Source organism: Aeromonas sp. MTB, from assembly GCF_056632455.1.
This window is the reverse complement of sequence record NZ_CP147026.1, coordinates 1355510-1381669: the sequence shown is the minus strand read 5'-3', so window position 1 is coordinate 1381669 and position 26160 is coordinate 1355510. Positions and strand designations below refer to the sequence as shown.

Genomic DNA, 26160 nt, shown 5'->3' with positions numbered 1-26160 from the left:
CAACTAGCAAGCAATGCGAGTGATGTGGCCATCCTGCAGCTTATAGAAGGCATCTTGCGGCAACTCCTGTGACCAGGTCGCCTCATAGTCGAGATCGGCATAGACGCCACGCAGCATGGCACCGAGCAGACCGTGGGAGATGACGATGGCCCGCTCGGCGATGGCAGGATCCTGCAACCACAGGTGTGCCCGGCGCTGAATGCTCTCGAAGCTCTCGGCCCCCGGAGCCTGCAGATACCAGTCCCCTTTGCCGGTATCGAGCTCGGGGTGGGCAAGACGCAACGCCGGGATCTGGCAGCTCTCCCACTCCCCCATCCCCAGCTCCATCAAGCGATCGTCCCAGATGATGCGATCCGCTGACAGCCCCAGCTGCTCGCACACCAGCAGCGCAGTCTGACGGGCGCGACCGAGCGGGCTGGCATAGACGGTCCAGCGGGCGGGATCCGCCAACTCGTCGGCAAGGCGCCGCCCCATGGCGATGGCTTGCGCCTCCCCCTTGTCGGTCAGATCGGAGTTGCAACGCCCCTGCAGACGCTGCTCGGCATTGAAGCGGGTCTGGCCGTGGCGCAGCAGATAGATGAGTCGAGACATGATTTCTCCAGCACGTTCAGAGAGATAGAAAAATAAAGGGGACGATGATAGCAGATGAGCCCGGTGGATGGCCCAAACAGACGTGTAAACGCAGGCGTAAAAAACGGGTCAGTGCCGACCCGTTTGCTATCAATTTGGCCAGAGTGAACCGGCTCAGCCCTTCTTGATCTCCCGCAGATAGCGGTAGATGGAGTGGACCGAGATCCCGAGCTGGCGCGCGGCAATCTGGGCGCTGTCTTTCAGTTCGAAGATCCCCATGTCGTGCAACTGGTTGACGATGACCCGGGTCTTCTGGGACGGAGGCACCGCCTCGTTGCCACGCACCTCGGCACTGACGGTGTCGATGGTGCTGTTGAGCGCTTCGTCGATGTTGCGGGCGAACACCTCCGGGGTGGCATGGCTCTCGTGGGGATGCATGCACTCCGGCATCATGGTGCGCAGCACGGATTGCAGCGGAGCATCCATGTCGCTGTTGATGCAGAGCAAGCCGATGGCCCTGTGCTCCCCGTTGCGGATCACGGTAGTAATAGAGCGCAGCGTCTTGCCGGTGGCGCACTTGGTCATGTAGGGGCTGGAGATATCCTGCCCGCTCTTGAGCTTCATCATCGCCAGGTTGGTGATGGGGGCGCCGACACTGCGGCCGGTGATATGGCCGTTGGCAATCTTGACGATCGAGGGATTGCGCGCATCCAGACTGTGGAGCAGCACTTCGGTGTGCTGACCATACATGGCGGCGATGCCATCCACAATGTTCTCCATCGACTTGAGGATCTCAAAATCGCTCGGACTCAACTCTTGCAGCTTCACAATGGGACCTTTTTGCAAGGGTTGCTGCCGGACAATGGGCGCCGGGCAGCAACCGACAGGGACATCAGGCGGACATGATATCAATAATGGTGCTGTCTGTGGCAGACATGCCCTCCTTCACCATCTGGCCGACGTTGCGGATGGTCTGATCCACGTCGCCTGCGACGATCCCCTGCCCCGACACCGAGTGGCTGTTGAGGGCCATCAGGAAACCGCGCACCGCCGCACCGGAGGAAGTACTCACCTTCATGGCGCAGGAGGCCTTCGCCCCGTCACATACCATACCGGCACTGTCGCTCAGCACGTTCTGGATGGCGAAGCAGGATTGCTCGAAGCTGCCGCCCGCCAGATAGACCATGGCCATGGAGGCGGCCGCGCTGGTCACTGTATTGCCACAGAAGGCCGACAGCGGCGGATAGTGGGACTTGATATAGATGGCGCCCAGATGGCTCATGATGAGGGCGCGAGCCAGCTGCTCTTCGCTGGCCGCAAAGCGCTCGGCAATCACCATCACCGGAATGGTGGCGGCAATGCCCTGGTTGCCGCTGCCAAAGTTGCTCATGGCTGGCAGGGTCGCGCCCCCCATACGGGCATCGGAGGCAGCCGCCGTCATCATCACGATGCGGTTCATCACATCCTCGCCGATAAGACCGGCATTGATGTTCTGCTGCATGGTGCGCCCGATCTCGAGACCATAGGGGTTGTTCATCCCCTCGGCAGAGAGCTTGCCGTTAAGCTCGGAGGCTTTGAGGATGAACCTGATCTGCTCGAACTCCACCTGAGTGGCGAACTCGTAGATGGCGGCGATGCTGATATCGACCCCGTCGCAGATGGCACCGGTGGCACCGCCCTGGCTCTGATCGGCGGTGAAGGTCACCTCGCCATCGCGGCGCTGCTCGACGATGCGGGTATGGCCGCCGCAGAGGGTCACTTCGGCGCTGTGCTCTTCACCCTTGTCATCAGTGCCATAAACGGTCACGCGGCAGAAGATAAACTCGGGGGCGGCGGTGCGGCTCACCTGCACCTTGCCGGCATCGATCAGCTGCTGGGCACGATCCACCTGTTCTGGCTGGATCGCGGCCAGCACCTCCAGCCCGGCATCGGCGTTGCCGCCGATGGCACCGGCCGCGGCCGCAATGGCCAGACCGATCTTGCCGGTGCCCGGCACATAGACACCCATCGAGTTTTTATAGAGATTGTCCGACACCGCAACCTCGAGGCGACCGGGCTCACAGCCCAGTTGCCGGGTGGCGACAGCCGCGGCATAGGCGGCGGCGATTGGCTCGGTACAACCCAGCGCTGGTTTGACAACCTGTTGAATAATCTGCAGATACTGCTGCCACGCTTGTTTCATCACTTGAACCTTTTTATCAGCATTAACGAGCGATATGGGCGATCGCTTCCACTTCAACCTTGACGCCCATCGGCAGATCCTTCACTGCGAAGCAGCTGCGCGCCGGACAATCTTTCTGGAAATAGGCTTTATAGACCTCGTTGAACGCGGCAAAATCGCTGATCTCGGCGAGGTAGCAGGTAGTTTTGAGCACGGTATCCAGCGAGCCGCCAGCGGCTTCCAGCACGGATTTCAGGTTTTCCAGTGACTGGCGGGTCTGGGCGGCAATGCCCCCTTCCACCACACCACCCTGTTGCTTGCAGACCGGCAACTGACCGGAGGTAAAGATGAGGTCGCCATAGGCAGTGCCGTGGCTGTAGGGACCGATAGCGTCAGGTGCCGCTGCTGCTGTGATGATGCGTTTCATATAGCCACTCCTGTTTGTGCAATTTTTTTTGCAATCATGAATCTCATTCCGTTCAACATTATTTGCTTTTTATTTTATCCATTCAACAAAAAGATACAAAAATGGCGTTTAAAGGCACCTTTCGGCCTCAATATAAACCGTGATCACCATCCTGATTTGAACAAAAGTACTCTTATGGGCATTGTTTATGACAGTTTCATTCAACTATATTTGCGCCGCTTTCCCACATCCCTACAAAAAAGAAGGTTTTAATGGACGCGCATAGCACTACACTCGCCAGCCCCGTGATGGGCACGCTGGAATGGAAAGAAGCGGTTCGCTTCGACAGCACCGACTGGGGCTGGATCATCATGAGCATCGGCATGGCCATCGGCGCAGGGATCGTCTTCCTGCCGGTACAGGTGGGTCTGATGGGCTTGTGGGTCTTTCTGCTCTCGGCGGTGATCGGCTACCCCGCCATGTATATGTTCCAGCGCCTCTTTATCAACACCCTGGCCACCTCGCCGGAGTGCAAGGATTACCCCAGCGTCATCACCGGCTACCTCGGCAAGAACTGGGGTGTGCTGCTCGGCGCGCTCTACTTCGTGATGCTGGTGATCTGGGTCTTCGTCTACTCCACCGCCATCACCAATGACAGCGCCTCCTTCTTGCAGAGCTTCGGCGTCACCGACGGCCTGCTCTCCGAAAACCCGCTCTACGGTCTGGTGCTGATCTGCGGTCTGGTGGCTCTGGCCTCGCGCGGCGAGAACCTGCTGTTCAAGATCTCCACCTTTATGGTGCTGACCAAGATCAGCGTGGTCGCAGTGCTCGGCCTTATGATGGTGGACAAGTGGGATGCGGCCAACATCACCGCCATGCCCGCCGCCGGTGACTGGATGAAGGATGCTATCATCATGCTGCCCTTTACCCTCACCTCTATCCTCTTTATCCAGAGCCTGAGCCCCATGGTGATCTCCTACCGCTCACGGGAAAAGTCGCTGGAAGTGGCCCGCTTCAAGGCGATGCGCGCCATGAATATCGCCTTCGGCATTCTGTTCGTGGTGGTGTTCTTCTACGCGGTCTCCTTCACTCTTGCCATGGGCCACGATCAGGCGGTCAAAGCCTCTGAAGAGAACATCTCCGCGCTGGCCATGGTAGCCCAGGGGATGCCCGGCCAGACCCTCAAGCTCCTGAGCCTCACCCTCAACATCTTTGCGGTAATGACCGCCTACTTCGGCGTCTATCTGGGCTTTCGTGAAGCCTGTCAGGGGCTGGCAATGAACCTGCTGCGCCGCGTCATGCCGGAAAACCGCATCAACAAAGGATTGGTAGGCAAAGGGATCATGGTCTTTACCGTCATGCTCTCCTGGGGTGCCATCGTGCTCAACGCACCGGTACTGAGCTTCACCTCCATCTGCAGCCCCATCTTCGGCATGGTGGGTTGCCTCATCCCGGCCTATCTGGTCTATCAGGTACCGGCGCTGCACAAGTACAAGGGCACCTCCCTCTACATCATCATCGTCACCGGCCTGCTGCTCTGCGTCTCGCCCTTCCTGGCGTTCAACTGACGGTTGCAGGCGGATATCCCCTTATCGACCGCGGGTCACCTTCGGGTGGCCCGTTTTCTATTGGCTCGGCTGACCGCGCCCCCGCCCGGAAGTAAAAAGCCAAGGGGATCACAACTTGCAACCGGCCATCACCCAAGGGAGGCCGCTCGGAGTACTATTCAGGCAACACGAATCACGCCCGCACTCAGGTATCGAGGCTTAACATGAAATGGATTTTCAACCCCGCCATCCGGCTGGGCAATCAGCTCTCCTTCAAATACAAATTCCTGCTCTGGTCCTGCCTGATGCTGCTGCCACTGGCCTACAGCATGACCAATCTGCTGGGGCGGCTGCAGGATGACAACGTCCAGGCCAACCGCGAGCTGGCGGGAGTGGTCAATCTCACCCCCGTGCCCGCTATCGAGCAAGCCCTGCTCACCCATCGCAATCTGGTGACCCGTCACGCCCATGAGGTGGATCCGGTCGGTGATGATCAGGTCAAGGCAGCCGCGCAAGCCGTTGATCAGAGCCTGCAAGCCTTTGCCGACACCCGCCAGAACAACCCCTCCTTTGAGGTGATCCAGCAGGGCTGGGCCGCCCTGCAGAGTGAAGCGGGCAAGCTGGAAGTGGAGCAGAGCAACCTGCGCCACGACAAGCTGCTGACCGAGGTGCGCCACCTCTACAAGCACATTACCGCCAGTAGCAGCCTGATCCAGGATCCGGCGCTCGGTACCTACTACATGGTGATCCTCGCCAGCGAGCGGTTGCCGCAACTGCGCGACCTGCTGGCCCAGGTGCGGGATCGCGCCGCCACCATCGCCGATTTCGGCCTGTTTCAGGCCGAGGGTTACAGCGGCCTGCGTTTTCGTCTTGATCTTATCAGCGCCACCCTGCAGGAGCTGGAGGCCGATCTGACCCTGCTCTACCAGATTGAACCGGCCTACCGCGCCGAGCTGGGTCAGCAGACCGATGCTCTGATACAGCTGGTGCGTCAGGGGGTCGAGACCATGGAAAACAAGATGATGAAGGATCAGCTGGTGCAGCTCTCCACCAAGGAGGTGCAGGCACTGGGGGATAAGATGGACGAGGCTATCACCGCGCTGGCAGGCCAGGTACGCCAGCGGCTGGAGGCCGACCTGCATCAGCGGCTGGCCGCCAACCAGCGCCACTTCTGGTGGGTCACCGCGCCGCTGACCGTCAGCTTGCTGCTCTACCTCTACCTGATGATCGGTGCCTATCTCTCCCTGCGCGAAACCGTGGGGCGGGTGCGTGATATTGCCGCCCGGGTCAACGCCCAAGATCTCAGCCAGCATATCGAGATCGTCGGTCAGGACGAGCTGGCCGCCATCAGCCGGGATTACAACGTGACCCTGGAGACCCTGCGCACCCTGATGCTGCGGGTGCGTGAAAATGGCGTCACAGTAGTGGAGAGCGCTACCGAGATCGAAGCGCGCACCTGCCGCTCGCAGGAGGTCATTGCCGATCAGCAAGGGGAGACCCATCAGGTCGCTACCGCCATCAAGGAGCTGGCCGCCACCTCACAAGACATGGCGGGCAACGCCCTGCAAGCCGCCCACATGACCCAGGAGGCGCAGAACGTGGTCGGTCAGGGAGAGGATGTGGTGGATCGCACCATCAAGGCCATCGATCATATCAACCGCGAGGTGCTGCGCACCGCCGACACCATAGGCCAGCTGGAGCAGCAGTGCAGTCAGATTGGTGGCGTCATCAGCGTGATCCGCGGTATCGCCGAGCAGACCAACCTGCTGGCTCTCAACGCCGCCATCGAAGCGGCCCGGGCCGGTGAGCAGGGTCGCGGCTTTGCGGTGGTGGCCGACGAGGTACGCTCTCTTGCCAACCGCACCCAGGGGGCCACCGTCGAGATCCAGCAGATGATTGAACAGCTGCAATCCGGCGCCCGCGCCTCGGTCACCGCCATGTCGGCGGCCAGCCATGAAGCGCAGGAGGGGGTCGGGCTGGCGCAGGAGGCAAAACAGGCTTTCGGCGCCATCACCGAGAAGGTGGATCGGATGGTCGATACCAACGCCATCATCGCCAGCGCTATCGAGCAGCAGGGCGCAGTGGTCAACGAGATCGAACGCAACGTGGTGCGCATCTCCGATGGCAGTGACGAGGCGCTGCAAGTGGCCAACGCCGCCCGCGATGCCGCCCGCCAGATCCACCAGCTCACCGAACAGCTGCGCGCCATGGTACAGAGCTTCGTGCTGTAACAGAGCGCTGACAAGCCGGGCTCAACGTGAGCCCGGCATTATCCCGGTCTCGCCCCTGCCTACAACGTCTGAGTTGCACGGATCATCCAGAAAATCTCTGCGCCCCACTTGCCGGGCAAACGCCAACAAAGTAGTCTCGAACGAAAACAAAATGCGGCATTCCCGACACGCACTCTCGATGATGTTAAGGGAAACCAAGCCGTCTGCGAACCACAGATTAAAACCAGCGTCACGTCATCTATCACCCGCTTCAAGCGAGGATTTACCCATGGCCAGATACCAGTTTTTTACCATTCCGGCATCCAATCGGCAGCAATACACCTTTATCGACATGGCATCTCCGACTTTTCTGAGTGAAAAGGCGGCACTGCTGACCCAAGGATTCGAGGTGGAGGAGGACTTTATTGACGCGACCAGCCCACGGGAGGCCGTCGAGAAGTACCAATCCAATTTTCTCTATGTGGCGGATGAGATAGGCAAGTCCGATAGCAGCTACGCCGCGGCCGTCGCCATGCTGGAGATTGGCAAGGGGTTATTGGGCAATAAAAACCGCTGAGATAAGGTACAGCGGTGAAGAGTGGTGGCCATCGTGGCAACGCGCCCGATGGCCATATGGCAAGATATCAATTCGGTAAGTCAGAAGCGCCCCAGCTGTTGGAGCATCTCGATCAGCTCCTCTTCGCTGCTCGGCTCATAGGCCAGCTGAAGGCTCGGCGCGGCGCCTCCCATCAGCATGTAGACGTTGGTGCTGCAGTGGTCGTAGTGATACCACTTACCGTCGATACAGACGTCGGTATAGCATCTCGGGTCCCTTTTCAGTTCCATATGCACATCCTTTTGTTACATCCCATCAACATCACTCTGACCGTAAAACAACCCGCTGCGACCTATCTTGATACAGATCAAGATGTGCAACGGCAGTGCTCCTGCGGGCGCAATTCCTGCTGTTTTCCTCCCGGATGGCGTTGTGTAGCGCAAGTCCCCCTTTCTTCTCTTCCCTGACTTGAGCCTGACTACACTTAGCCCTGTCGACCCACACCACCATCTGGAGTCATACCGATGAAACCGAGGCTTTCCACCCCCACGATTTTCTCGCTCTTGCTCTGTGGCGCACTGCTTGTGCAGCCTGCTCTTGTGCAGTCGGCCAAGGCCGCCATCGACCCCAAGCCTGCCAGCGAATTTACCATCAAGGCAAACCAGCAGGTGCTCACCACCCTGCCCTTCAATGACAAGCAGGATTTCGAGGATGCCCAGCGTGGCTTTATCGCCAAACCGGAGACCCTGATCATCAAGGATGACAAGGGCAACGTGGTGTGGGATCTGGAGCAGTACAAGACCTACATCGGCCTCGACAAGACCGCGCCGGACAGCGTCAACCCCAGCCTGTGGCGCAATGCCCAGCTCAACATGCAGTACGGCTTGTTCAAGGTCACCGACAAGATTTACCAAATTCGCGGCTTTGATCTCTCCAACATCACCTTTATCGAAGGCAACAAGGGCTGGGTGGTGTTCGATCCGCTGATCTCCCCGCAAACCGCCAAGGCGGCGCTGGCCTTCATCAACAAGACCCAAGGGGAGCGCCCGGTCACTGCGGTGGTCTACAGCCACTCCCACGTGGATCACTACGGCGGTGCCGCCGGTCTGTTCAACTCGCTGGACGAGGTGAAAAAGAACGGCGTCGAGATCATCGCGCCGGAAGGATTTACCGAACACGCGGTGTCGGAAAACGTCATCGCCGGCAATGCCATGGCCCGCCGCGCCGTCTACATGTACGGCGCCCTGCTGCCGCGCAACCCGCAGGGGGGCGTCAACGGCGGTCTGGGGCAAACCACTTCCACCGGCGTGCCCTCGCTGCTGCTGCCAACCCGCTTTATCACCAAAACCGGTGAGACGCTGACGGTCGATGGCGTCAAGATGGTCTTCCAGATGACCCCGGGCACCGAAGCCCCGGCCGAGATGAACACCTGGTTCCCGGACAGCAAAGCATTGTGGATGGCCGAAAACACCACCAACACTATGCACAACATCCTCACCCTGCGCGGCGCTCAGGTGCGCGATGCGCTGAAGTGGGCCAGCTTTCTCAACGAGACCATCGAAACCTGGGGTGATCAGGCCGAGGTCAAGTTCCAGAGCCACCACTGGCCACGCTGGGGCAATGCCAATATCGTCGACTACTTCAAAAAGCAGCGGGATCTCTACAAATACATCCACGATCAGTCGGTGCGCCTGATGAACATGGGCTACACCGGCGAGGAGATCTCCGAGCAGATCACCCTTCCCCCCGAGCTCAACGACTTCTGGCCGAACCGCGGTTACTACGGCACCCTGCGCCACAACAGCCGCGCCATCTATCAGCGCTATATGGGCTGGTACTCCGGCAACCCCTCCGATCTCGACAACCTGCCCCCAGAAATGGTCGGCCCCAAATATATCGAGTTCATGGGGGGCGAGCAGGAGGTACTGAAAAAAGCCAAAGCTTCGTTCGACAAGGGGGAATATCGCTGGGTAGCAGAAGTGCTCAAGCATCTGGTGTTTGCCAACCCGAACAACACAGAGGGCAAGCTGCTGCTGGCAGATGCACTGGAGCAGCTGGGCTATCAGGCTGAATCCGGCCCGTGGCGCTCCGTCTATCTGCAAGGCGCCTATGAGCTGCGCAATGGCGTTCCCAATGTTGGCGGAACAGTCACCGCCTCACCGGACACCATCCGGGCCATGAGCCCCAGCATGCTGTTTGACTATCTCTCGGTGCGCATTAATCCCGAGAAAGCGGCGGGCAAGAAGATGGTCATCAACATGGCGTTCACCGACATCGGGGAGAAACATACCCTGAGTCTGGAGAACTCGGTGCTCAACCACACAACCCGCTATGCCGCCAAGCCTGATGTGACCATTACCCTGAGCAAGAAGACGCTGGATGATATCCAGCTCGGTCAGGGCACCATGGAGCAGAAGATCGCCAACGGCGAGATCAAGATCGAGGGTGATCAGCAGAAGTTCAGTGACTTCATCAGCCTGCTCGACAAGTTCAACTTCTGGTTCAACATAGTGACGCCATGATGCAACGCACCTTGCGCGCATGCATGGTCCTGCTCTGCCTCATCCCCAGGATGGGGCAGAGCTGTGGTTATGATGCCCTTTATCCCAATCCGTTCGAACAGAGCTGGCCGGGGACGGTCAATATTGCCATGGCGACGGCGACTGCGGTGAGCCGTGAGCAGTTACCCCCCTTGGCAGCCCTGACAGGCGAAGCCGGCTTCTCCCGTAGCCAGGCATGGCTCCAAACCCTCAAAAGTCGACTCCAGCAGGCAGGGGTAGGTGGCGGGATCTCCATCCTGCTTATCGACTCAGGACTCTGGTCCAGAGTACGAGGCAAGGAGTCCCTACTGCTCCAGTTGCACACCAGCGGCCCAAACCCCAAAGACCGGGTGATGCTGCTGAGTGAAGCCGCCATCAACGCCATGTTGAATGGGTCGCTCACCATCGAGCAGGGACTGCAATTGGGTATTGTGGAGCTGCAAAGAGACGACAATCAGCAGTTGCAGCGAGATCTGCATAAGGCGCTGAGCTCGCAGACCTGACCACCACAGGAGAAACAGTGTCTAGTCCTGAAATAGGTTTACACATTTTCAACTAGCATTTTTCTACTCAGAACCCTCTATGTACCGCATCGGGGGTTCTGTATTTCAACGCATGATGCGGCCGCTCCGCGTTGTAAATATCCACCGCTTCACGCACCATTTCCCGCGCTTGCGTCAAATCCTGCGGGCTTTGCAACAATAACTCTCCTTTCAAAATCCCGTTCACCCGCTCCGCCAACGCATTCTGGTAACAGTCATACCCATCCGTCATCGAGCATTTCACCCCGTACCGTTCATGTAATGACTGATACAGCCCCGAGCAATACTGCACGCCGCGGTCCGAGTGATGGATTAGCTCCCCGCTGCCACGTCGTTGCTTCAGCGCTTTCTTGAACGCCATCGCCACCGACTCGGCGTGCATCCCTTCGTGCACGTGATGGCCCACTATCTTGCGTGAGTACGCATCCGTCACCAGGCTCAGGTACAGCGGTCCGCTCCTGGCGGGCAGATAGGTGATATCAGCGACCCAGACCTGCTCCGGGGCCACCGGCGTGACCTGCTCTGGCCCCGCCTTGAGCAAGTTGGGATGACGGTAGAAACGGTGAAAACTGTGGGTGGTCTTGTGATAAGCCCGTCTGGGTGGCACCAGCAGGCGGTGCTCGGCCAATATCCGAAACAACCTGTCCCGCCCGACCTTGAGCCCGCCATCATCCTTACCCTGGAGCAGATAATGCAGCTTGCGAGTACCCACCCGAGGTTGTCGCAGTCGAACCTGACGCACAAAGCGCACCACCTGCAGCCCTTGAGCATGGCGCTCGTCGGCGACCCGATTGCGCTTGTAGTAAGCCTGCCGGCTTATCCCCAGAAACAGGCAAGCCCTGACGATGGTCAGCTTCTCGACTTGCCGCTGCGAGAGGACTTGCCGGGTCGCTTTTTTACGATGGAGACGCCGTAGTCATTCTTCAGTACATCGACGACGACCTCAAAGAACTGGGCCTTCTGGCTCATCAGCGCCAGCTGTTGCTCAAGTTCCTTGATGCGCTGTTCTGGCGTCTGGTTGTCGGGGTCAGGCATGGTGATGCTCCTGCCGGCACGTACAGAAGCCCCCTGGCTCCAATCTTGCCGACCATGTTTACGTAACCATACCAGAATGGTCGAATTGCCCTGAATGCCATATCGGGCTTGTGCTTGCTGGCAACTGAGCTCGCCTTTTTCAATCTGCTCGACCAGTGCCAGTTTAAAAGTCAGTGAGTAATCGCGCTGTGTTCGTTTCACACCTTGTCCCATCGGGTTCTCCATGTATTGGGGGGAAAGGTGTAAACCATATTCAGGACGGGACACAGATAGGACAAAGGGAGGCAAATGCCTCCCTTTTTTATGCCTTCACGGCGAACGTCAAGCGCGGGCGCTTATTCGTCTTCCAGATAAGCGTAGCCTTGCAGGCCCAGCTCCAGCTCGTCGAGCAGGGCTTTGCGAGTGGCATCGTCCAGCGCCGGGTGAGCGGCGATCCGCTGGTAGTTCTCGCGGATCACGGACGGGTCGATGTTGACGTAACGCAGCAGCTGGTCGACGGTGTCGCCGCGCACCACGTTGCGAATGTCCATCTTGCCCTCTTCGTCCAGCCACACTTCTGCGCAGTGGGTGTCACCGAACAGGTTGTGCAGATCGCCGAGGATCTCCTGATAGGCACCGACCAGGAAGAAGCCGACGTGGCACTCTTCGTTCTCGCCGTAGACCGGCATTGGCAGGGTGCTCTCGACCCCCAGACCGTCGACATAGTGCTCGACCTGACCGTCGGAGTCACAGGTGATATCCATCAGGATACCGCGACGGCTAAGCGGACGATCGAGACCAGCCAGCGGCATCACCGGGAATACCTGACCGATACCCCAGGCATCCGGCAGGGACTGGAACAGGGAGAAGTTGGCAAAGCACTTGTCCGCCAGCTTTTCACTCAGCTCGTCAGCCAGCGCACGGTGGTTGCGGTTGACCGGATTGAGCATCTCTTTGAGTGCCAGACAGGTGTTCTGGTGCAGCATCTCGGCCCAGGCACGCTGTTCAAGGTTCAAGAGGCCCATGGTGTACTGGGTATTCACGTCACCCAGATCAGCCACCGAGTCATGGAAGATCTCCAGCAGGGAGGGATCTTCGCCGCGCAGATCCAGCCAGCCTTTCCACATGTTCTGCAGAATGGTCGGTGCATCTTCGTCCGGCGCGCTGATGTCGTTCATCTCCACCCCTTCGGCACCAATGATATTGGTGACCAGCACGGCGTGGTGGGCGGTCAGGGCACGGCCAGACTCGCTGATGATGGTCGGGTGCGGCAGGTCGAACTCGCGGCAGACATCGCCGATGCCCCATACCACGTTGTTGGCGTACTCGGAGAGGCTGTAGTTGGCGGAGCAGTGGCTCTGGGAACGGGTTCCCTCGTAGTCCACACCCAGGCCGCCACCGACGTCCACGACTTCGATGTTGGCACCGAGGCGACGCAGTTCAGCGTAGAAACGGCCGCACTCGCGGATGCCGCCCTGAATATCGCGGATATTGGCGATCTGGGAGCCCAGATGGAAGTGCAGCAACTGCAGGCAATCCAGCTTGCCCAGCCCGCGCAGACGCTCGATCAGCGCCAGGATCTGGGAGGCGGAGAGACCAAATTTGGACATGGAGCCGCCACTCGATTCCCACATGCCGGAGCCGGTGGAAGCGAGCTTGGCACGCACCCCGATGTTGGGCTTGATGTTGAGACGAGCTGACTCGTCCAGCACCATCTCCAGCTCGGAGGGCTTCTCCACCACGATGTAGACCTTGTGGCCCATCAGGTTGCCCAAGAGGGCGTGGCGGATATATTCGCGGTCTTTGTAACCGTTGCAGACGATCACCGAGCCTTGCTCATGGTGATGGGACAGCACGGCCAGCAGTTCCGGTTTGGAACCAGCTTCCAGGCCAAGCCGGGGCTTGTCGCTGTAGGACTGGCTGATGGTCTCGATGACACGACGCTGCTGGTTTACCTTGATCGGGTAAACGCAGAGGTAGTCCCCTTCATAGCCTGACTTCTCGATGGCCTGACCAAAGGCGTTGAACAGCGCATCGACCCGACTCTTGAGAATATCGGGGAAGCGCAGCAACACGGGGGTGGTCAGCCCGGACTGACGCAACTGTTCAATGGCGTCAGAGAGCACGATATGCGCGTCAGGGCGTGATTTGTCGGGGGCGACGGTCACATGACCGGCGTCATTGATATTGAAAAAACCCGCACCCCAGTAGGGAACGTTGTAGACCTTCAAGGAGTCCTTGCTGGACCAGTTAGTCATGGGCTATGCCTCGCAAATGAGCGACCCAAAGTCGCCTTCGTTACCCTCAATCACATCCAGACCATCTAGTGCAGAGTACGGCGAGCGCTGCCATCACGAGACGCAGCCACCCAAACCAACACTTTGCACATCGCGGCAAGCCAGAGGCTGCCTGGTGGATCTTGGGGAAGTAACGAGTCTTGATGTGGGGCTGGTGGCTTTACATCAAGCTCAACGGTATGCGGTGCCACTATGCCGTAGCGCCGCGGTACTTTGATGACAGACGACATCAGCCACGCCGTCAGTTCATCATTCGGCAGCGATCCCGACAGAAGGAGAGGGTTCCAAGGAAGAGAAGCGAAGGCGCCAGCACGCATGCGTGTTGATAGACGACAACAACCACAGCCCACCTCACCGTCAGTGACCGCCCATGACAAGGGAAGATGATGAGCCGGTGGCCCACTCGGTCAAATGAAGGATGAGAGTCTGTTGTTCTCCCTGATACCGGAGCCTAACCGGTATTAAAGAAACCATTCCCCAGCAGTGTCTGTCGTTTCTGCGTGCCTCGCCCTATAGGCGTATGATCGGTCGGGTTTCTGGCGGCTCTGCCTGCTTCAGGGTTGCCCTTGGATCGGCGCGGAGTGTACACACTTACCGCGGGCAGTGACAATAAAAAATAGTGTTCAAAATCCCCTTTTAATAAGTCGATCAAATCTTGCTGGCGAGCAGGCGGGCTCTGGGATGGCGCAGGTTATGCGACAGCCCGGTTTCCCCTTGAAAAGTGTGTGAAAACGCCATGATTGGGCTGACGCCTTGCTGTGCGGTCGCTGAGGGGAATTTGGCCGCCACCGCCAGCGCCTAAATATCGCAATAAATGCCACATTTATGCGATCTCCCTCCCGGACGTTGCCCCGCTCGCCGCACATTCGCCGCTCTTCCCTTGCGTCAAAAAATGGGAAAAACCTGCGCTGACGCAATGAGTGCCCCGCACGGATTGGCCACAATGGCCGCTCACAATCGGTTAGAGGCTGACTAATGGATACCCTGCTTGAGCGTTTTCTGCGTTACGTAACTTTTCATACCCGCTCCGATGAGACCAATCCAGCCTGCCCCAGCAGCGAAGGCCAACTGATCTTTGCCCGCGCCCTGCAAGAAGAGATGAAGGCGCTGGGGCTAACCCGGGTCACCCTGGATGAGCACGGCTACCTCACCGGCTGCCTGCCGGGCAACCAGCCGGACGCCCCCGCTATCGGCCTGATTGCCCACATGGATACCGCCGACTACGAGGCGGAGCACGTAGTACCGCAAATCATCGAAAACTATCAGGGCGGCGACATCTGCCTTGGCAAGGGTGACGAGGTGCTCGCCATCCGTGACTACCGCTTCCTGAAAAACTACCTGGGTCAGGATCTCATCACCACCGACGGCACCACCTTGCTTGGCGCCGACGACAAGGCGGGTATCGCCGAGATCCTCACTGCCATCGACCACCTGCAGGCCCACCCCGAGATCCCACGTGGCGATATCTGGGTCGGCTTTACCCCGGATGAAGAGATCGGCCGCGGCGCCAACCTGTTCCCGCTGGAGAGATTCCCGGCCAAGTGGGCCTATACCGTGGATGGCGGCGAACTGGGCGAGCTGGAGTATGAAAACTTCAACGCCGCCAGCGCCACAGTTCGTTTTATCGGCAATAACGTCCACCCCGGCACCGCCAAGGGGAGCATGATCAACAGCCAGACCCTGGCCACCCGCTTCCACGCCGCCATGCCTGCCGAGCAGACCCCGGAGTGCACCGACGGGTATGAGGGCTTCTTCCATCTGGCGCAGATGAGCGGCACAGTGGAGGAGAGCACCCTGCACTACATCATCCGTGACTTCGACGACGAGCACTTTGCCGCACGCAAAGCCGAGATGCAGAACCGGGTGGCCGCCCTGCAGGCCGAGTATCCGAAGGCCCGCATCGAGCTGACCCTGACCGACAGCTATCGCAACATGCGCAGCCAGATTGAGCCGCACATGCATATCGTCGAGCTGGCCAAGGCCGCCATGGAGGCTGCCGACGTGGTGCCGAAGATCAAGCCCATTCGCGGCGGTACCGATGGCGCCCGCCTCTCCTTTATGGGTCTGCCCTGCCCCAACCTCTTCACCGGTGGCCACAACTTCCACGGCAAGCACGAGTTCATCCCGCTGCAATCCATGGAGAAATCGGTCGCCACCCTGGTGGAGCTGGTGCGCCTCACCGCAGCCTGGCGCGGTTAATCGATTACCATGACAACCAAGGGGGAAGCCGGTTAACCGGCTCCCCCCTTTCTATCTGGCCATCACCCATCAACAAAGGGAAACCGGGGAGGGTCGCTCAGGAGCAACTGGCTGCCACTGCCATCAAACTGTCATCCCGCTGACATGTCGCGGGAACAGTGTCACATCATGCTGGGAGCAACGGATCGCCGGAGCCCTCCAGATGTTCACTATCGATACCCTGCTGACCCAGCACTTCCCCCGCCTGCTTGGCTACCCCCTGCTCACCCCGTTGTTCAAGCGGCTGCTGGGCTGGCTGCTCAACGAACGTGCCTTTGCCAACTTTGCCGCCCGCTACCCGCACCTGCGCGGCCTCGACTTTGTCGAGCAGGCGCTGACCCAGCTCGATTTCGACTATCGGGTCAGCGAGGCGCAACTGGAGCATATTCCCGCCAGCGGCCGGGTCATTCTTGTTGCCAACCATCCCATCGGCTCGCTGGACGGACTGGCGCTGCTGCAACTGCTCGGTCGCATCCGCCCCGATGTGAAGATCGTCGCCAACCAGCTGCTGGCACAACTCGCGCCGCTGCGCCCTCTGCTATTGCCGGTAGACAATATGGAGGGCAAGACCGATCGACAGGCCATCCTCGCCATGAACGAACACCTCGCCCATGAAGGGGCGCTGGTGATCTTCCCCGCAGGTGAAGTCTCGCGGCTTGGCCTCAAGGGGGTGAAAGATGGCCCCTGGCAGGCAGGCTTTATCAAGCTGGCCCAGCGCACCCGCACCCCGCTGGTGCCCATCCATCTGGGAGGGCGCAACAGCCTCTGGTTCTATCTCGCCTCCTGGCTCAACAAGTCCGCCTCCGCCCTGTTGCTGGTACGCCAGCTGTTTCGCCAGCAGGGGCAGACCCTGCCGGTGACCATAGGAGCGCGCATTCCACTCGGCAGTTTTCAGGATCTGCCCGCCAAGACGGCGGCACGGCTGGTGCGCAACCACCTCTACCGGATTGGCCGTGGCAAGGCGGGACGGCTGCAGACCGAGGCCCCCATCGCCCTGCCGGAGGATCGTCGCCAGCTCAAACAGGCCATCGAAAGCTGCGAACAGCTCGGCACCACCCCGGATGGTCAGGGGATCTACCTCTACCGCCGCCACGAACTGAGCCACTCGGTGATCCTGCGCGAGCTGGGGCGACTGCGGGAGATCGCCTTTCGCGCAGTGGGGGAAGGATCCGGCAAAAGGCGGGATCTCGATGGCTTTGACAACGACTATCACCACCTGATCCTCTGGGATCCGGCCCGACTCGATATTATCGGCGCCTACCGGTTCGCCCCGGTGGCGGAGCTGCTGGCCAGCAAGGGGAAGGATGGCCTCTATAGCCACACCCTGTTCGGCTTTGAGGATAAGCTGCTGCCCCGGCTGGAACAGGCCATCGAGCTTGGCCGCAGCTTTATTCAGCCCGCCTACTGGGGCAAGCGGGGGCTCGATTATCTCTGGTTCGGTATCGGAGCCTATCTGGCCCGCTATCCCCGCTACCGCTACCTGTTTGGCCCGGTGTCGCTCTCCGGCAGCCTGCCGCCGGCGGCCAAGGATCTGCTGGTTAGCTTCTACCGCCAGCACTTTGCCCCCGAGCTGGCGCTGGCCCCCTCCCGCCGTCCCTACCCCGAGACGCAACCTCTGTTCGAGGGGATGGATTACGGCGCCGATCTCAAAGCACTCAAGGCCCGTCTCGACAATCTGGGCTGCGCCATCCCTACCCTCTACAAGCAGTATTCCGAGCTGTGCGAGCCGGGCGGCGTCCAGTTTATGGATTTTGGCATCGACCCCGACTTCAACCACTGCATCGATGGGCTGGTGTGGGTCGATGTGAGCCGGATCAAGTCCCACAAGCGGGCCCGCTATATCGGCAGCCATCTGACCGAGCCGCGCTCATAGCCCTGCTGGCGCCAGGCAAACAGCCAAAGGCAAAAAAGGAGAGAGAGGCCATCGCCTCCCTCTCCTTTCGCTCTCATGCTCAGCACCTTTTCGAGGCGCTCGGCCCATCTGGCGTTACTCGGCCGCCTTGCGATCCGAGTGGCCGAGATCCCGCTCAGGGGCGATGACGTCACGCACCCGCTGCTTGATCTCCTTGGCCTCGGGGAAGCCATCATCCACCACCCGATCCCACACCTGCACCCCACCCACCAGAATGCGGAACTCCCCCTTGCTGGCCGGCACCAGCGCCACCTCCCCCAGATCGCTGTCGAAGGTGGAGAGCAGCTCCTGCGCCAGCCAGGCGGCGCGCAGCATCCAGCGACAGAGGGTGCAGTAGCGGATTTCGATGCGGGGTTTGCTGATCAGGGTTTCAGACTCGGTCATGAGTGACTCCATAAAAAAGCGACAATGGCGGGAAGTGGCGTACCGCTGCCCAATGGCCGATCCCGGTTTGGTCAAATCAGTGCTGATCAACCCCATGAAAATCGACCAGCCAATGGCGGGCAATGGTACGCATCGCCGATTCTGGCAGCTCGAACAGGCCGGGTGCAAGAGGGCCTGCCGCCAGCATCCGGATCCCTTCCATGATCTCCGCCAGCACCAGATAGACATATTCACCAATCACGGCGCCATGGACGAAGTTGACCGCCTCGCCCCGGTTGAGCAGGTAGATCTGGGTACCATCCGGCCGGTTAAGGGCCAGCACATGAGGGCACACCTCTTCGCTCGGCCACGGCAACTGGGCCAGCGAGAAGGCAAACTCGTCGTCGGCCGAGGTGACCGAGGCGACCATGGTGCCTGGGCGCAGCGCCTGCAGATCCGCCAAATCCAGCGAGCCGTTGCCGGTAGAGCAGATCACCAGCTCGGCGCGGCTCAACGCCTCGGCCTTGGTGATCAAGCGAAAACCGTGAGAGAGCGCTTCGACCTGTCGCAGCACATCGGTCTCCACCAGCCCGAGATGGAGGTTGCGACAGCGCAAGTCGCGGGCGATGCTGCGCCCCACCTTGCCATAGCCAAACAGCACGGCTTCGCAGACGTTGAAAGTACGGTTGAGGTTACGAGCCAGCGACTCCGCGGAGTAGACCACGCTCAGACCAATCTGGATATCCTCGGCCTGCTTGAGGGGACTGCGTGCCACCGACACCACCGGGGTCGCCAGCACCTCCTGCTCATAGCGCTGGTGGCCGTTCTCGGTCATCTCCACCACCCCGAGGAAACGGGGGCCGAAGTATTCACTCAAGATCACCTGGGTTTTGGCAAAGTAACCGCCAATATCGAGGATCAGCAATCGTTCGTGGGGGGCCACCAGCGGCGCAATCTGCTGGATGATGCTGTCGGGTTCATTGGTCCAGCGTCGGTTGAGGGGCAGCACCGGATAGTGCTGGGATACCCACTCCAGGGTCGGACCGTGTACCGATTTCGGTTTGGGCAAAATGGCCCCAATCCGTCCAATTTGACCGAGAGCGTCGATAAAACGGGGGCGATCGGGAAGCAGGTGAGTGACCAGCAGAATGCAGAGACCGTCGATACGTCCCTGTCCGGTGAAATGGCGAAAAAACAGATGCTCAGATCCTTGACTGCGCAACTGTGGCCTCCTTATGTGCCGCAAAGCAGGCAAACAGAACCCGGCGCGGCCGGGTTCTGTGTGTGTCCAAATAAAATGAAAATCCTTTTTATCTGAAACACATATGGGGCTCAATCATTATCTGCCAAGAGTATGAGCGAGTATGCAAAAATGACTGTAATTGTCTGTTTTTCATGCAAAAATCAGTACAAAGAAGCAGCAGGCCACACCCACCATAGGCTGAGCCCGGTTCCCGCGGCAGCAAGCAGGATCAGCCCACCCCAACGCACTGGCCACGGTTTGTCACGCAACGCCCACTCCAGCAGCGGCAGCAACCAGACCGGCAGCAACACCACCAGCGGCACCTCCACATATTGCCAGGCCAGCATCTGGACGAAGGCGAGGGCCAGCGCCAGACCGGCGGGTGCTACCTTGATGCCAACAAAGGTGGCAAGCAGGGCGCGAAAGCCGGCGAAAGCGGCCAGCGCACCGGCCAGCTGGGCAATCAGCAGGCTACCATCGATGCCGATCACCAGCGCCAGCCAGATAAAGCCGAGGGCAAACCCGAGCCCCTCGCGGCTGTCACCGCGCAAGGTGCTCCAGCCAAACCAGAGGATGGCGGGCAGTAGCGCCAGCCAGATCCCGGGTTCGCTCGCCAGTACCGATGCCAATCCCTGCCACCACACCAGCGCACTGAACACCGCAAAGAGCAGCAGCGAGCCGCGTTGATCGCTCACCTGAGCCGCGATGACGGGGACCAGCAGGGTTAGTGGCAGCCACTGCCACGCCTTGGCCGGAATACCATAGAGACCGCCGAGCAAGGAGCCCACCAGCCAGAGCGCCAGCGCGCCCCACAGATAACCCAGTCGCGGCCAGCGCCACGATAGCAAAGCGGCTCCCAGAGGAGCCGCCAGGGTTTGCAGCAGAAGTTCCGCGCCCATTACTTGCGCACGCCTTCGACAAACAGGTTGATGTTCATCTCGTCCGGAATGCCGGGCAGCATGTAGCTCACGCCAAAGTCACTGCGCTTGATGGTGGTGGAGGCGTTGAAACCGCTGCGGTAGCCGCCCCAGGGATCCTTGCCTTCGCCAATTTTGACCAGATCGAAGGCCACTTCCTTGGAGACGCCGTGCAGGGTCAGGGTCCCTTTCAGCACGCCTTTATCCTTGGTGCCCTCGTAAGCGGAGCTGACGAAGGTCATCTTGGGATATTGTTTCACGTCGAGGAAGTCCGGGCTGCGCAGGTGTTTGTCGCGGGCCTCGTGATTGGAGTCGACGCTGGCGGCATCCACTTCAAAGCTCGCCTTGGCGGCCGCCGGGTTGGCGTCATCCATGCTGAAGGTGCCGCTGAAGGTGTTGAAGCGACCCACCAGCTCGGAGAAGCCCAGGTGACCCACCTTGAACTGCACTGTGGTGTGCGCCGCATCCACATCGTAATCCGCCGCCATCAGAGGAGTAGCCATAAACAGGCAGGAGGCCAGCAGAGCCTTGGTCATTTTCATCCGTTCGTTCCTTCATCTTGGGGTTCACATCAGTGGTTAAAATGCTAACCTCGTTCTGAAGATGAATAATCAGTGATTTATTAAATTCATTATTTACTGAGGATGGAAAATGGACCAGATCGCCGCCATGCGCACCTTTATCAAGGTGGTGGAGTGCCAGAGCTTTACCAAGGCCGCCAACCAGCTCGGCATCTCGGTCGCCATGGCCTCCAAGCTAATGCAGCAGCTGGAGGAGTCCCTCGCCACCCGGCTGCTGTCGCGCACCACCCGTCAGGTCAATCCCACCGAAGCGGGCCAGTTCTACTACCAGCGCTCCCTCGCCCTGCTGGCGGAGCTGGAAGAGACCCACAGCCAGCTGACTCACCACAACCAGCAGCCCAACGGCACCCTCAAGCTCTCGGTGCCGATGGATTTTGGCTATCTGCACCTCTCCCCCGCCCTGCCGCTGTTTCGCCAGCGCTTTCCCGATCTCAAGCTCGATATCGAGTACAGCGACCGGCGGGTGGCACTGGTGGAAGAGGGGTTCGATCTGGCGCTGCGGATCGGCCACCTCAGCGACTCCTCGCTGGTGGCGCGCCAACTGGCCACCATTCGGGTCGAACTTTGCGCCAGCCCCGCCTATCTGGCGCGCAAGGGCAGACCGGAAAAGCCCGAGGATCTCAAGCAGCACGACTGTCTGATCTACACCCTGACCCAGCCGGAGTGGCACTTCAAACGGGGAAGCGAGCAGCAGAGCATCCGGCCACAGGGGCCGCTGCGGGCCAACAACGGGGTGGCGCTGACCCGCGCCGCTTGTGATGATCAGGGCATCATATTGCAGCCCACCTTTATCGTGGGGGAGGCCCTGCGGTCAGGACAGCTGGTCAGCCTGCTGCCGGAGTGGGACAAGGGAGAGGTGGGACTTTATGCGGTCTATCCGCACCGTCGCTTCGTCTCGGCCAAGGTGCGCTGCTTTATCGAGTTCGTGCAGGAGCGCTATCTCGCCCCGCAACAGTGGGATGCGCCGACCTGATTGCAGAGCGGAGGGTACAGCCTGCTGGTCCGGCTTGAAACCTAACGCTGGTCGGGTGTGGTGGTGGATGCGGCAACAGGGGTGAGCTTGGCTAGCAGACGCTCCTGCTCGGGGTGTAACTGCCAGCGTGGCAAACGGGTGCGGACAACCGACAACTGCTGCTCACTCAGGGCATAGGGGAGCGCCACTTCAATCTCGGGGCAGTCAAACATGGCGGCCAGCTGCAGGATCAAAATGAGGTTTGCTTCGTCGGTCCTGTGCTTGTTGACCCGTTTGCGGATCTCGTGGCGCAGCTGGGTTTCGGGGTCCTGGGTCATCGCCTGCCAGCCGAAACCGAACAACGGCACCAGCGCGCTGACAATCCCCAGCGCCGTCATCGGCTGCTTCGGGGGATGATAGAGTGCGTTGAGATCCAGCCGAACAGGATTCTGACGAACCTCACCCTCACCAAATAAAATCGTTTTCGTCATTGGATTACCCGTTATATTCCACTAGACTGCGCCGCATATTTTACCCCGATATGCCAACGAGGTGCTGATGCTAAGCGATATCGAGATCTCCCGCCAGTCCCCCCGTCTCTCAATCCACGCGCTGGCCGAACGCCTCGCCATCCCCCAGCACCAGCTCAGCCCTCATGGCCACTACAAAGGTAAGCTCAGCCTCGACCTGCTCGCGTCTCAGCCCAAACAGCGCGGCAAGCTGATACTGGTGAGCGCCATCACCCCTACCCCGCTCGGTGAAGGGAAGACGGTGACCACCCTTGGCCTCTCCATGGGGCTCAACCATATCGGCCAGTCCAGCATCGCAACCATCCGCCAGCCGAGCCTCGGGCCGGTATTCGGGGTCAAGGGGGGGGCCGCTGGTGGCGGCCACGCCCAGGTGGTGCCGATGGAGGAGATGAACCTCCACCTCACCGGCGATTTTCACGCTCTGACGGCGGCTCACAATCTGGCGGCGGCAGCCCTCGATGCCCGCCTGTTCCATGAGCGCAAACTCGGCGACCAGTTCACCGCCAAAACCGGCCTGCCGCGGCTCGATATCGATGCTGACAACATTCTCTGGCCACGCACCCTCGACATGAATGACCGCGCCTTGCGCCACCTCACCATAGGTCAAGGTGGCGCAGCCGATGGGGTGGAACGCAGCGATCGCTTCGTCATCACCGCCGCCTCCGAGCTGATGGCCATTCTGGCGCTGGCGAGCGATCTGAAAGACCTGCGCCAGCGCATCGGCCGCATCCAGCTGGCCCGCGACCTGCACGGCAATCCCGTGACCGCCGAACAGCTGGAAGTGGCGGGCGCCATGACGGTGCTGCTGAAAGACGCGCTGCAGCCGACCCTGATGCAAACCACCGAGCAGACGCCGGTGCTGGTGCACGCTGGCCCCTTTGCCAATATCGCCCACGGCAACTCCTCGGTGATCGCCGATCGCATCGCCCTTGGCCTGACCGACTATGTGGTGACCGAGGCGGGTTTTGGCTCCGACATGGGGCTGGAGAAGTTCTTCAACATCAAGAGCCGCCAATCCGGTATTACCCCCGCCTGCGTGGTGCTGGTGGCCACGGTGCGCGGCCTCAAGGCCAACAGCGGCCTGCTCGATATCCGCCCGGGCCAGCCGCTGCCAGCCAGCCTGCAAGGGGAAGATCTGCCGACCCTCAAGCAGGGCTGCGCCAACCTCGCCTGGCATATCCGGAACGCCCGCCGCTACGGGGTGCCGGTGGTGGTCGCCATCAACCGCTTCCCCACCGACAGCGAGGCCGAACTGGCGCTGCTGGCCCATGAAGCGCAGCAAGCCGGTGCCTGTGGCGCGGCCATATCCAACGCCTTCACTCAGGGTGGTGCCGGTGCCAGCGAGCTGGCCCGCGCCGTGGTGGCCGCCTGCGAGCAACCCGGCAAGGTGAAACTGCTCTACCCCGATGAGATAAGCCTCGACGCCAAACTGGCGACCCTGGTGGAGTGCGGCTACGGCGGCCGCGGAGTGCAGCTCTCCGACAGAGCCCGCCAGCAGCTGGCACAGCTCTCTGCCGAAGGATGGGATCACTTGCCCATCTGCGTGGCCAAGACGCCGCTCTCCATCAGCCACGACCCAGCCCTCAAAGGGGTGCCGACCGATTTCGAGATGCCCATCGACGAGGTGAAGCTCTGCGCCGGTGCCGGGTTCGTCTATGCGCTGGCGGGCCCCATCATGACCATGCCGGGGCTGGGCAGTCTGCCTGCTTATCGCCATATCGATATCGATGAAGATGGCGAGATCATTGGACTTAGCTAAAGGTCGATGAGGGGGCTGGCGTCGGCCGATTACGCTTCGCTAATCGACCCTACGATCAACAAACCAGCCAGAAACAACAAGGCCCCGCCAATTGGCGGGGCCTTCTATTATCCATGCATCAACCCTTAGAGGGTGAAGCGCTGGGTCATATGGTGCAGGGTGTTGGCCAGCTTGCTCAGCTCGACGCAAGCCTGGGCGATCTGATGAGCGCCCTGGGCATTCTCGTCAGCGGCATTGTGAATGTTGACGATACTGCGGTTGAGCTCTTCGGTCACCGCATTCTGCTCTTCGGTGGCAGTGGCTATCAGAGTGTTCATGTCGGTGATTCGCACCACGGCACCATTGATGGTCTCGATACTGGTACCGGCATCCCGCGCCAGACCGACGCTCTCCTGCATCTGGTGACGACTCAGCTGCATGGCGTTGCCCGCCTCGGCGGCGCGGCTCTGCAACAGTTCGATCATCTTGCTGATCTCGGCGGTGGAGTCCTGGGTACGCTGGGCCAATGAACGCACTTCATCCGCAACGACCGCAAAACCACGACCCTGCTCACCGGCACGGGCCGCTTCAATGGCGGCGTTAAGGGCCAGCAGGTTGGTCTGACCGGCGATATCGCGGATCACATCCAGCACTACGCTGATGTTGGCGCTGTCGGCCTCCAGCTGCTGCACCACTGTGCCCGCCTGCTCAATCTTGACCGACACCTCTTCGATGCTGGCAATGGAGCTGCGTACCACTTCGCTGCCGGCAGCAGAGGTGCGGGAGGCATCCTTGGCGGCGCTCATGGCATCCGTGGTGTTGCGGGCCACTTCGTTGACGGTGGACTGCATCTCGTTCATGGCGGTCGCCACCTGGGAGACTTCGTTCTGCTGGATGGCCATGCCGCTGGCGGACTGGCTGGAGATGGCGCTCACCTCCTCCACTGCGCTGCTGAGTTGGCTCACGGAGCCGGCGATCTCGCTCACCAGATCGGAGAGGGAACCCTGCATCCGGTTGATGGCGGAACCCAGCTGGCCCAGTTCATCGCGGTTGAAGCGGCTGTCACGGATCCACTGCTGCAGTTCGCCCTGACCCAGATCGCCATTGGCAATACGCTGGGCCTGACGGGCCAGCATGATCAGCGGGTCGCGGATCTGGCGGGTCAATACCACGGAGAGCACCACCACAAGGATCAAACCGAGCACCAACGCGATGGTGACACTCAGATTGGCGGATTGATAAGAGTCGACAATGTCGCTGCGGGATTCAGACGCATAACCATGGTTAATCTGGATCAGGGAGGCCACTGACTTGCTCAGCGCGGTGTAAAGGGGAACCCCCTCCTCAAGGAAGATGCGTTGGGCTTCGGCAAGCTGATCGCTGTCTTGCAGCTGTTTGACTCGCTGGTGCAAGGCGACGTAACGATCCCAGTCAGATTTCACCGTATCGAATGTACGGCGCTCCGCCACATCCTCAGGCCAGATCGTCTTGTCATGGGCAATCAGCTGCTGCGCGATCGAGTTAAGCTGTTGACTGGCAATACTCCGATATTCAGCCCTTTTCAGCGGCTCGGCAGCCACCACGAAATAACCCAGCTCATAACGACGCAACTCACCGAGAGAATCCCCGATCGCACTTGTGCGATTGACCGCAGGCAGGATGCTGTCGGTAAACCGGATGGCAACATCATTCATGTTGCCAAACTGGACAAGGGAAAAACCGCCGATAAAGGCGACCATCAAACCGAGCACGGCAAAGCCGGCGGTGAGTTTTTTGCCTATGGTCATGGTACTGGTATTCATGGGATATCCTGGTGGTCGTTAAATTCGTAGCACTCGTCCGG

At 60.1% G+C, this 26160-nt stretch carries 22 protein-coding genes; 9 read left to right on the top strand and 13 right to left on the bottom strand.

All coding sequences use genetic code 11. The annotated features are described in order from the left end of the window. Window positions 1-3: 3 nt before the first annotated feature. The 4 genes from WBR25_RS06470 to WBR25_RS06455 form a co-directional block, all read right to left on the bottom strand. Window positions 4-591 carry a histidine phosphatase family protein gene (locus tag WBR25_RS06470; protein WP_279486819.1) on the bottom strand — a complete coding sequence of 196 codons (588 nt, stop codon included), beginning with the start codon at window positions 589-591 and terminating at the stop codon, window positions 4-6. A gap of 153 nt (window positions 592-744) precedes the next feature. Next, the gene (locus WBR25_RS06465; protein WP_005334376.1) at window positions 745-1398 is read right to left on the bottom strand and encodes a helix-turn-helix transcriptional regulator; all 654 of its coding nucleotides are present in this window, start codon (window positions 1396-1398) and stop codon (window positions 745-747) included. Between the two features lie 64 nt (window positions 1399-1462). Beyond that, window positions 1463-2752 (bottom strand): L-cysteine desulfidase family protein, encoded by a 1290-nt coding sequence (locus tag WBR25_RS06460; RefSeq protein WP_479749587.1) that lies wholly within the window; start codon window positions 2750-2752, stop codon window positions 1463-1465. A gap of 22 nt (window positions 2753-2774) precedes the next feature. Next, window positions 2775-3158: a Rid family detoxifying hydrolase gene (locus WBR25_RS06455; RefSeq protein WP_005344164.1), complete on the bottom strand. Its 384-nt coding sequence runs from the start codon at window positions 3156-3158 to the stop codon at window positions 2775-2777. 251 nt (window positions 3159-3409) lie between these two features. On the opposite strand from WBR25_RS06455, the gene WBR25_RS06450 reads away from it, so the two are divergent. From WBR25_RS06450 to WBR25_RS06440, 3 genes are all read left to right on the top strand, one after another. Continuing rightward, a complete protein-coding gene (locus WBR25_RS06450) occupies window positions 3410-4705 on the top strand; it encodes an SLC5/6 family protein (protein WP_005334398.1) in 1296 nt (431 codons plus the stop codon). Between the two features lie 203 nt (window positions 4706-4908). Next, entirely contained in the window at window positions 4909-6915 is a 2007-nt protein-coding gene (locus tag WBR25_RS06445; protein ID WP_479749586.1) for a methyl-accepting chemotaxis protein, read from the top strand. A 268-nt stretch (window positions 6916-7183) separates the two neighbouring features. Beyond that, complete coding sequence (locus WBR25_RS06440; protein WP_108613157.1) at window positions 7184-7471, top strand: hypothetical protein; 288 nt, start codon at window positions 7184-7186, stop codon at window positions 7469-7471. Between the two features lie 80 nt (window positions 7472-7551). Here the strand turns inward: WBR25_RS06440 and WBR25_RS06435 are convergent, their stop codons facing one another. Then, window positions 7552-7740, bottom strand: coding sequence for a hypothetical protein (locus WBR25_RS06435; RefSeq protein WP_005334402.1), 189 nt, complete (start codon window positions 7738-7740; stop codon window positions 7552-7554). Window positions 7741-7974: 234 nt separating this feature from the next. On the opposite strand from WBR25_RS06435, the gene WBR25_RS06430 reads away from it, so the two are divergent. Further along, window positions 7975-9972: an alkyl/aryl-sulfatase gene (locus WBR25_RS06430; protein WP_479749585.1), complete on the top strand. Its 1998-nt coding sequence runs from the start codon at window positions 7975-7977 to the stop codon at window positions 9970-9972. Beyond that, window positions 9969-10493: a hypothetical protein gene (locus tag WBR25_RS06425; protein WP_371178069.1), complete on the top strand. Its 525-nt coding sequence runs from the start codon at window positions 9969-9971 to the stop codon at window positions 10491-10493. The genes WBR25_RS06430 and WBR25_RS06425 overlap by 4 nt, the downstream gene beginning before the upstream one ends. A 67-nt stretch (window positions 10494-10560) precedes the next feature. Here the strand turns inward: WBR25_RS06425 and WBR25_RS06420 are convergent. Together WBR25_RS06420 and speA are read right to left on the bottom strand one after the other, a co-directional pair. After that, a protein-coding gene (locus WBR25_RS06420) for an IS3 family transposase (protein ID WP_479749584.1) occupies window positions 10561-11780 on the bottom strand; the annotation gives its coding sequence in 2 pieces (ribosomal slippage) (window positions 10561-11432 and window positions 11432-11780; 1221 coding nt in all). Window positions 11781-11902: 122 nt separating this feature from the next. Next, window positions 11903-13804, bottom strand: coding sequence for a biosynthetic arginine decarboxylase (gene speA / locus WBR25_RS06415; protein ID WP_164537221.1), 1902 nt, complete (start codon window positions 13802-13804; stop codon window positions 11903-11905). 1014 nt (window positions 13805-14818) lie between these two features. On the opposite strand from speA, the gene pepT reads away from it, so the two are divergent. Together pepT and olsF are read left to right on the top strand one after the other, a co-directional pair. Beyond that, window positions 14819-16042: a peptidase T gene (pepT, locus tag WBR25_RS06410; protein WP_479749583.1), complete on the top strand. Its 1224-nt coding sequence runs from the start codon at window positions 14819-14821 to the stop codon at window positions 16040-16042. 202 nt (window positions 16043-16244) lie between these two features. Next, window positions 16245-17954: a bifunctional ornithine lipid synthase OlsF gene (olsF, locus tag WBR25_RS06405; RefSeq protein ID WP_479749582.1), complete on the top strand. Its 1710-nt coding sequence runs from the start codon at window positions 16245-16247 to the stop codon at window positions 17952-17954. A 114-nt stretch (window positions 17955-18068) separates the two neighbouring features. Here the strand turns inward: olsF and WBR25_RS06400 are convergent, their stop codons facing one another. The 4 genes from WBR25_RS06400 to WBR25_RS06385 all read right to left on the bottom strand — a co-directional run bounded on the left by WBR25_RS06400 (window position 18069) and on the right by WBR25_RS06385 (window position 21058). Next, window positions 18069-18377 (bottom strand): Rdx family protein, encoded by a 309-nt coding sequence (locus WBR25_RS06400; protein ID WP_019445942.1) that lies wholly within the window; start codon window positions 18375-18377, stop codon window positions 18069-18071. Window positions 18378-18453: 76 nt separating this feature from the next. Beyond that, on the bottom strand, window positions 18454-19578 hold the full coding sequence (locus WBR25_RS06395) for an adenosylhomocysteinase (RefSeq protein WP_479749581.1): 1125 nt from the start codon (window positions 19576-19578) through the stop codon (window positions 18454-18456). A 182-nt stretch (window positions 19579-19760) separates the two neighbouring features. Beyond that, complete coding sequence (locus tag WBR25_RS06390; RefSeq protein WP_479749580.1) at window positions 19761-20498, bottom strand: hypothetical protein; 738 nt, start codon at window positions 20496-20498, stop codon at window positions 19761-19763. Further along, entirely contained in the window at window positions 20498-21058 is a 561-nt protein-coding gene (locus WBR25_RS06385; RefSeq protein WP_005334411.1) for a YceI family protein, read from the bottom strand. The genes WBR25_RS06390 and WBR25_RS06385 overlap by 1 nt, the downstream gene beginning before the upstream one ends. A 109-nt stretch (window positions 21059-21167) precedes the next feature. Between WBR25_RS06385 and WBR25_RS06380 the strand changes: the two genes are divergently transcribed. Continuing rightward, entirely contained in the window at window positions 21168-22070 is a 903-nt protein-coding gene (locus tag WBR25_RS06380) for a LysR family transcriptional regulator (protein WP_040065176.1), read from the top strand. 41 nt (window positions 22071-22111) lie between these two features. Here the strand turns inward: WBR25_RS06380 and WBR25_RS06375 are convergent, their stop codons facing one another. Next, window positions 22112-22540, bottom strand: coding sequence for a hypothetical protein (locus WBR25_RS06375; RefSeq protein ID WP_335812984.1), 429 nt, complete (start codon window positions 22538-22540; stop codon window positions 22112-22114). 67 nt (window positions 22541-22607) lie between these two features. On the opposite strand from WBR25_RS06375, the gene WBR25_RS06370 reads away from it, so the two are divergent. Beyond that, window positions 22608-24338, top strand: a complete 1731-nt coding sequence (locus WBR25_RS06370) for a formate--tetrahydrofolate ligase (protein WP_479749579.1) — start codon at window positions 22608-22610, stop codon at window positions 24336-24338. 125 nt (window positions 24339-24463) lie between these two features. Here the strand turns inward: WBR25_RS06370 and WBR25_RS06365 are convergent, their stop codons facing one another. Beyond that, a complete protein-coding gene (locus WBR25_RS06365; protein ID WP_479749578.1) occupies window positions 24464-26119 on the bottom strand; it encodes a methyl-accepting chemotaxis protein in 1656 nt (551 codons plus the stop codon). Between the last annotated feature and the right edge of the window lie 41 nt (window positions 26120-26160).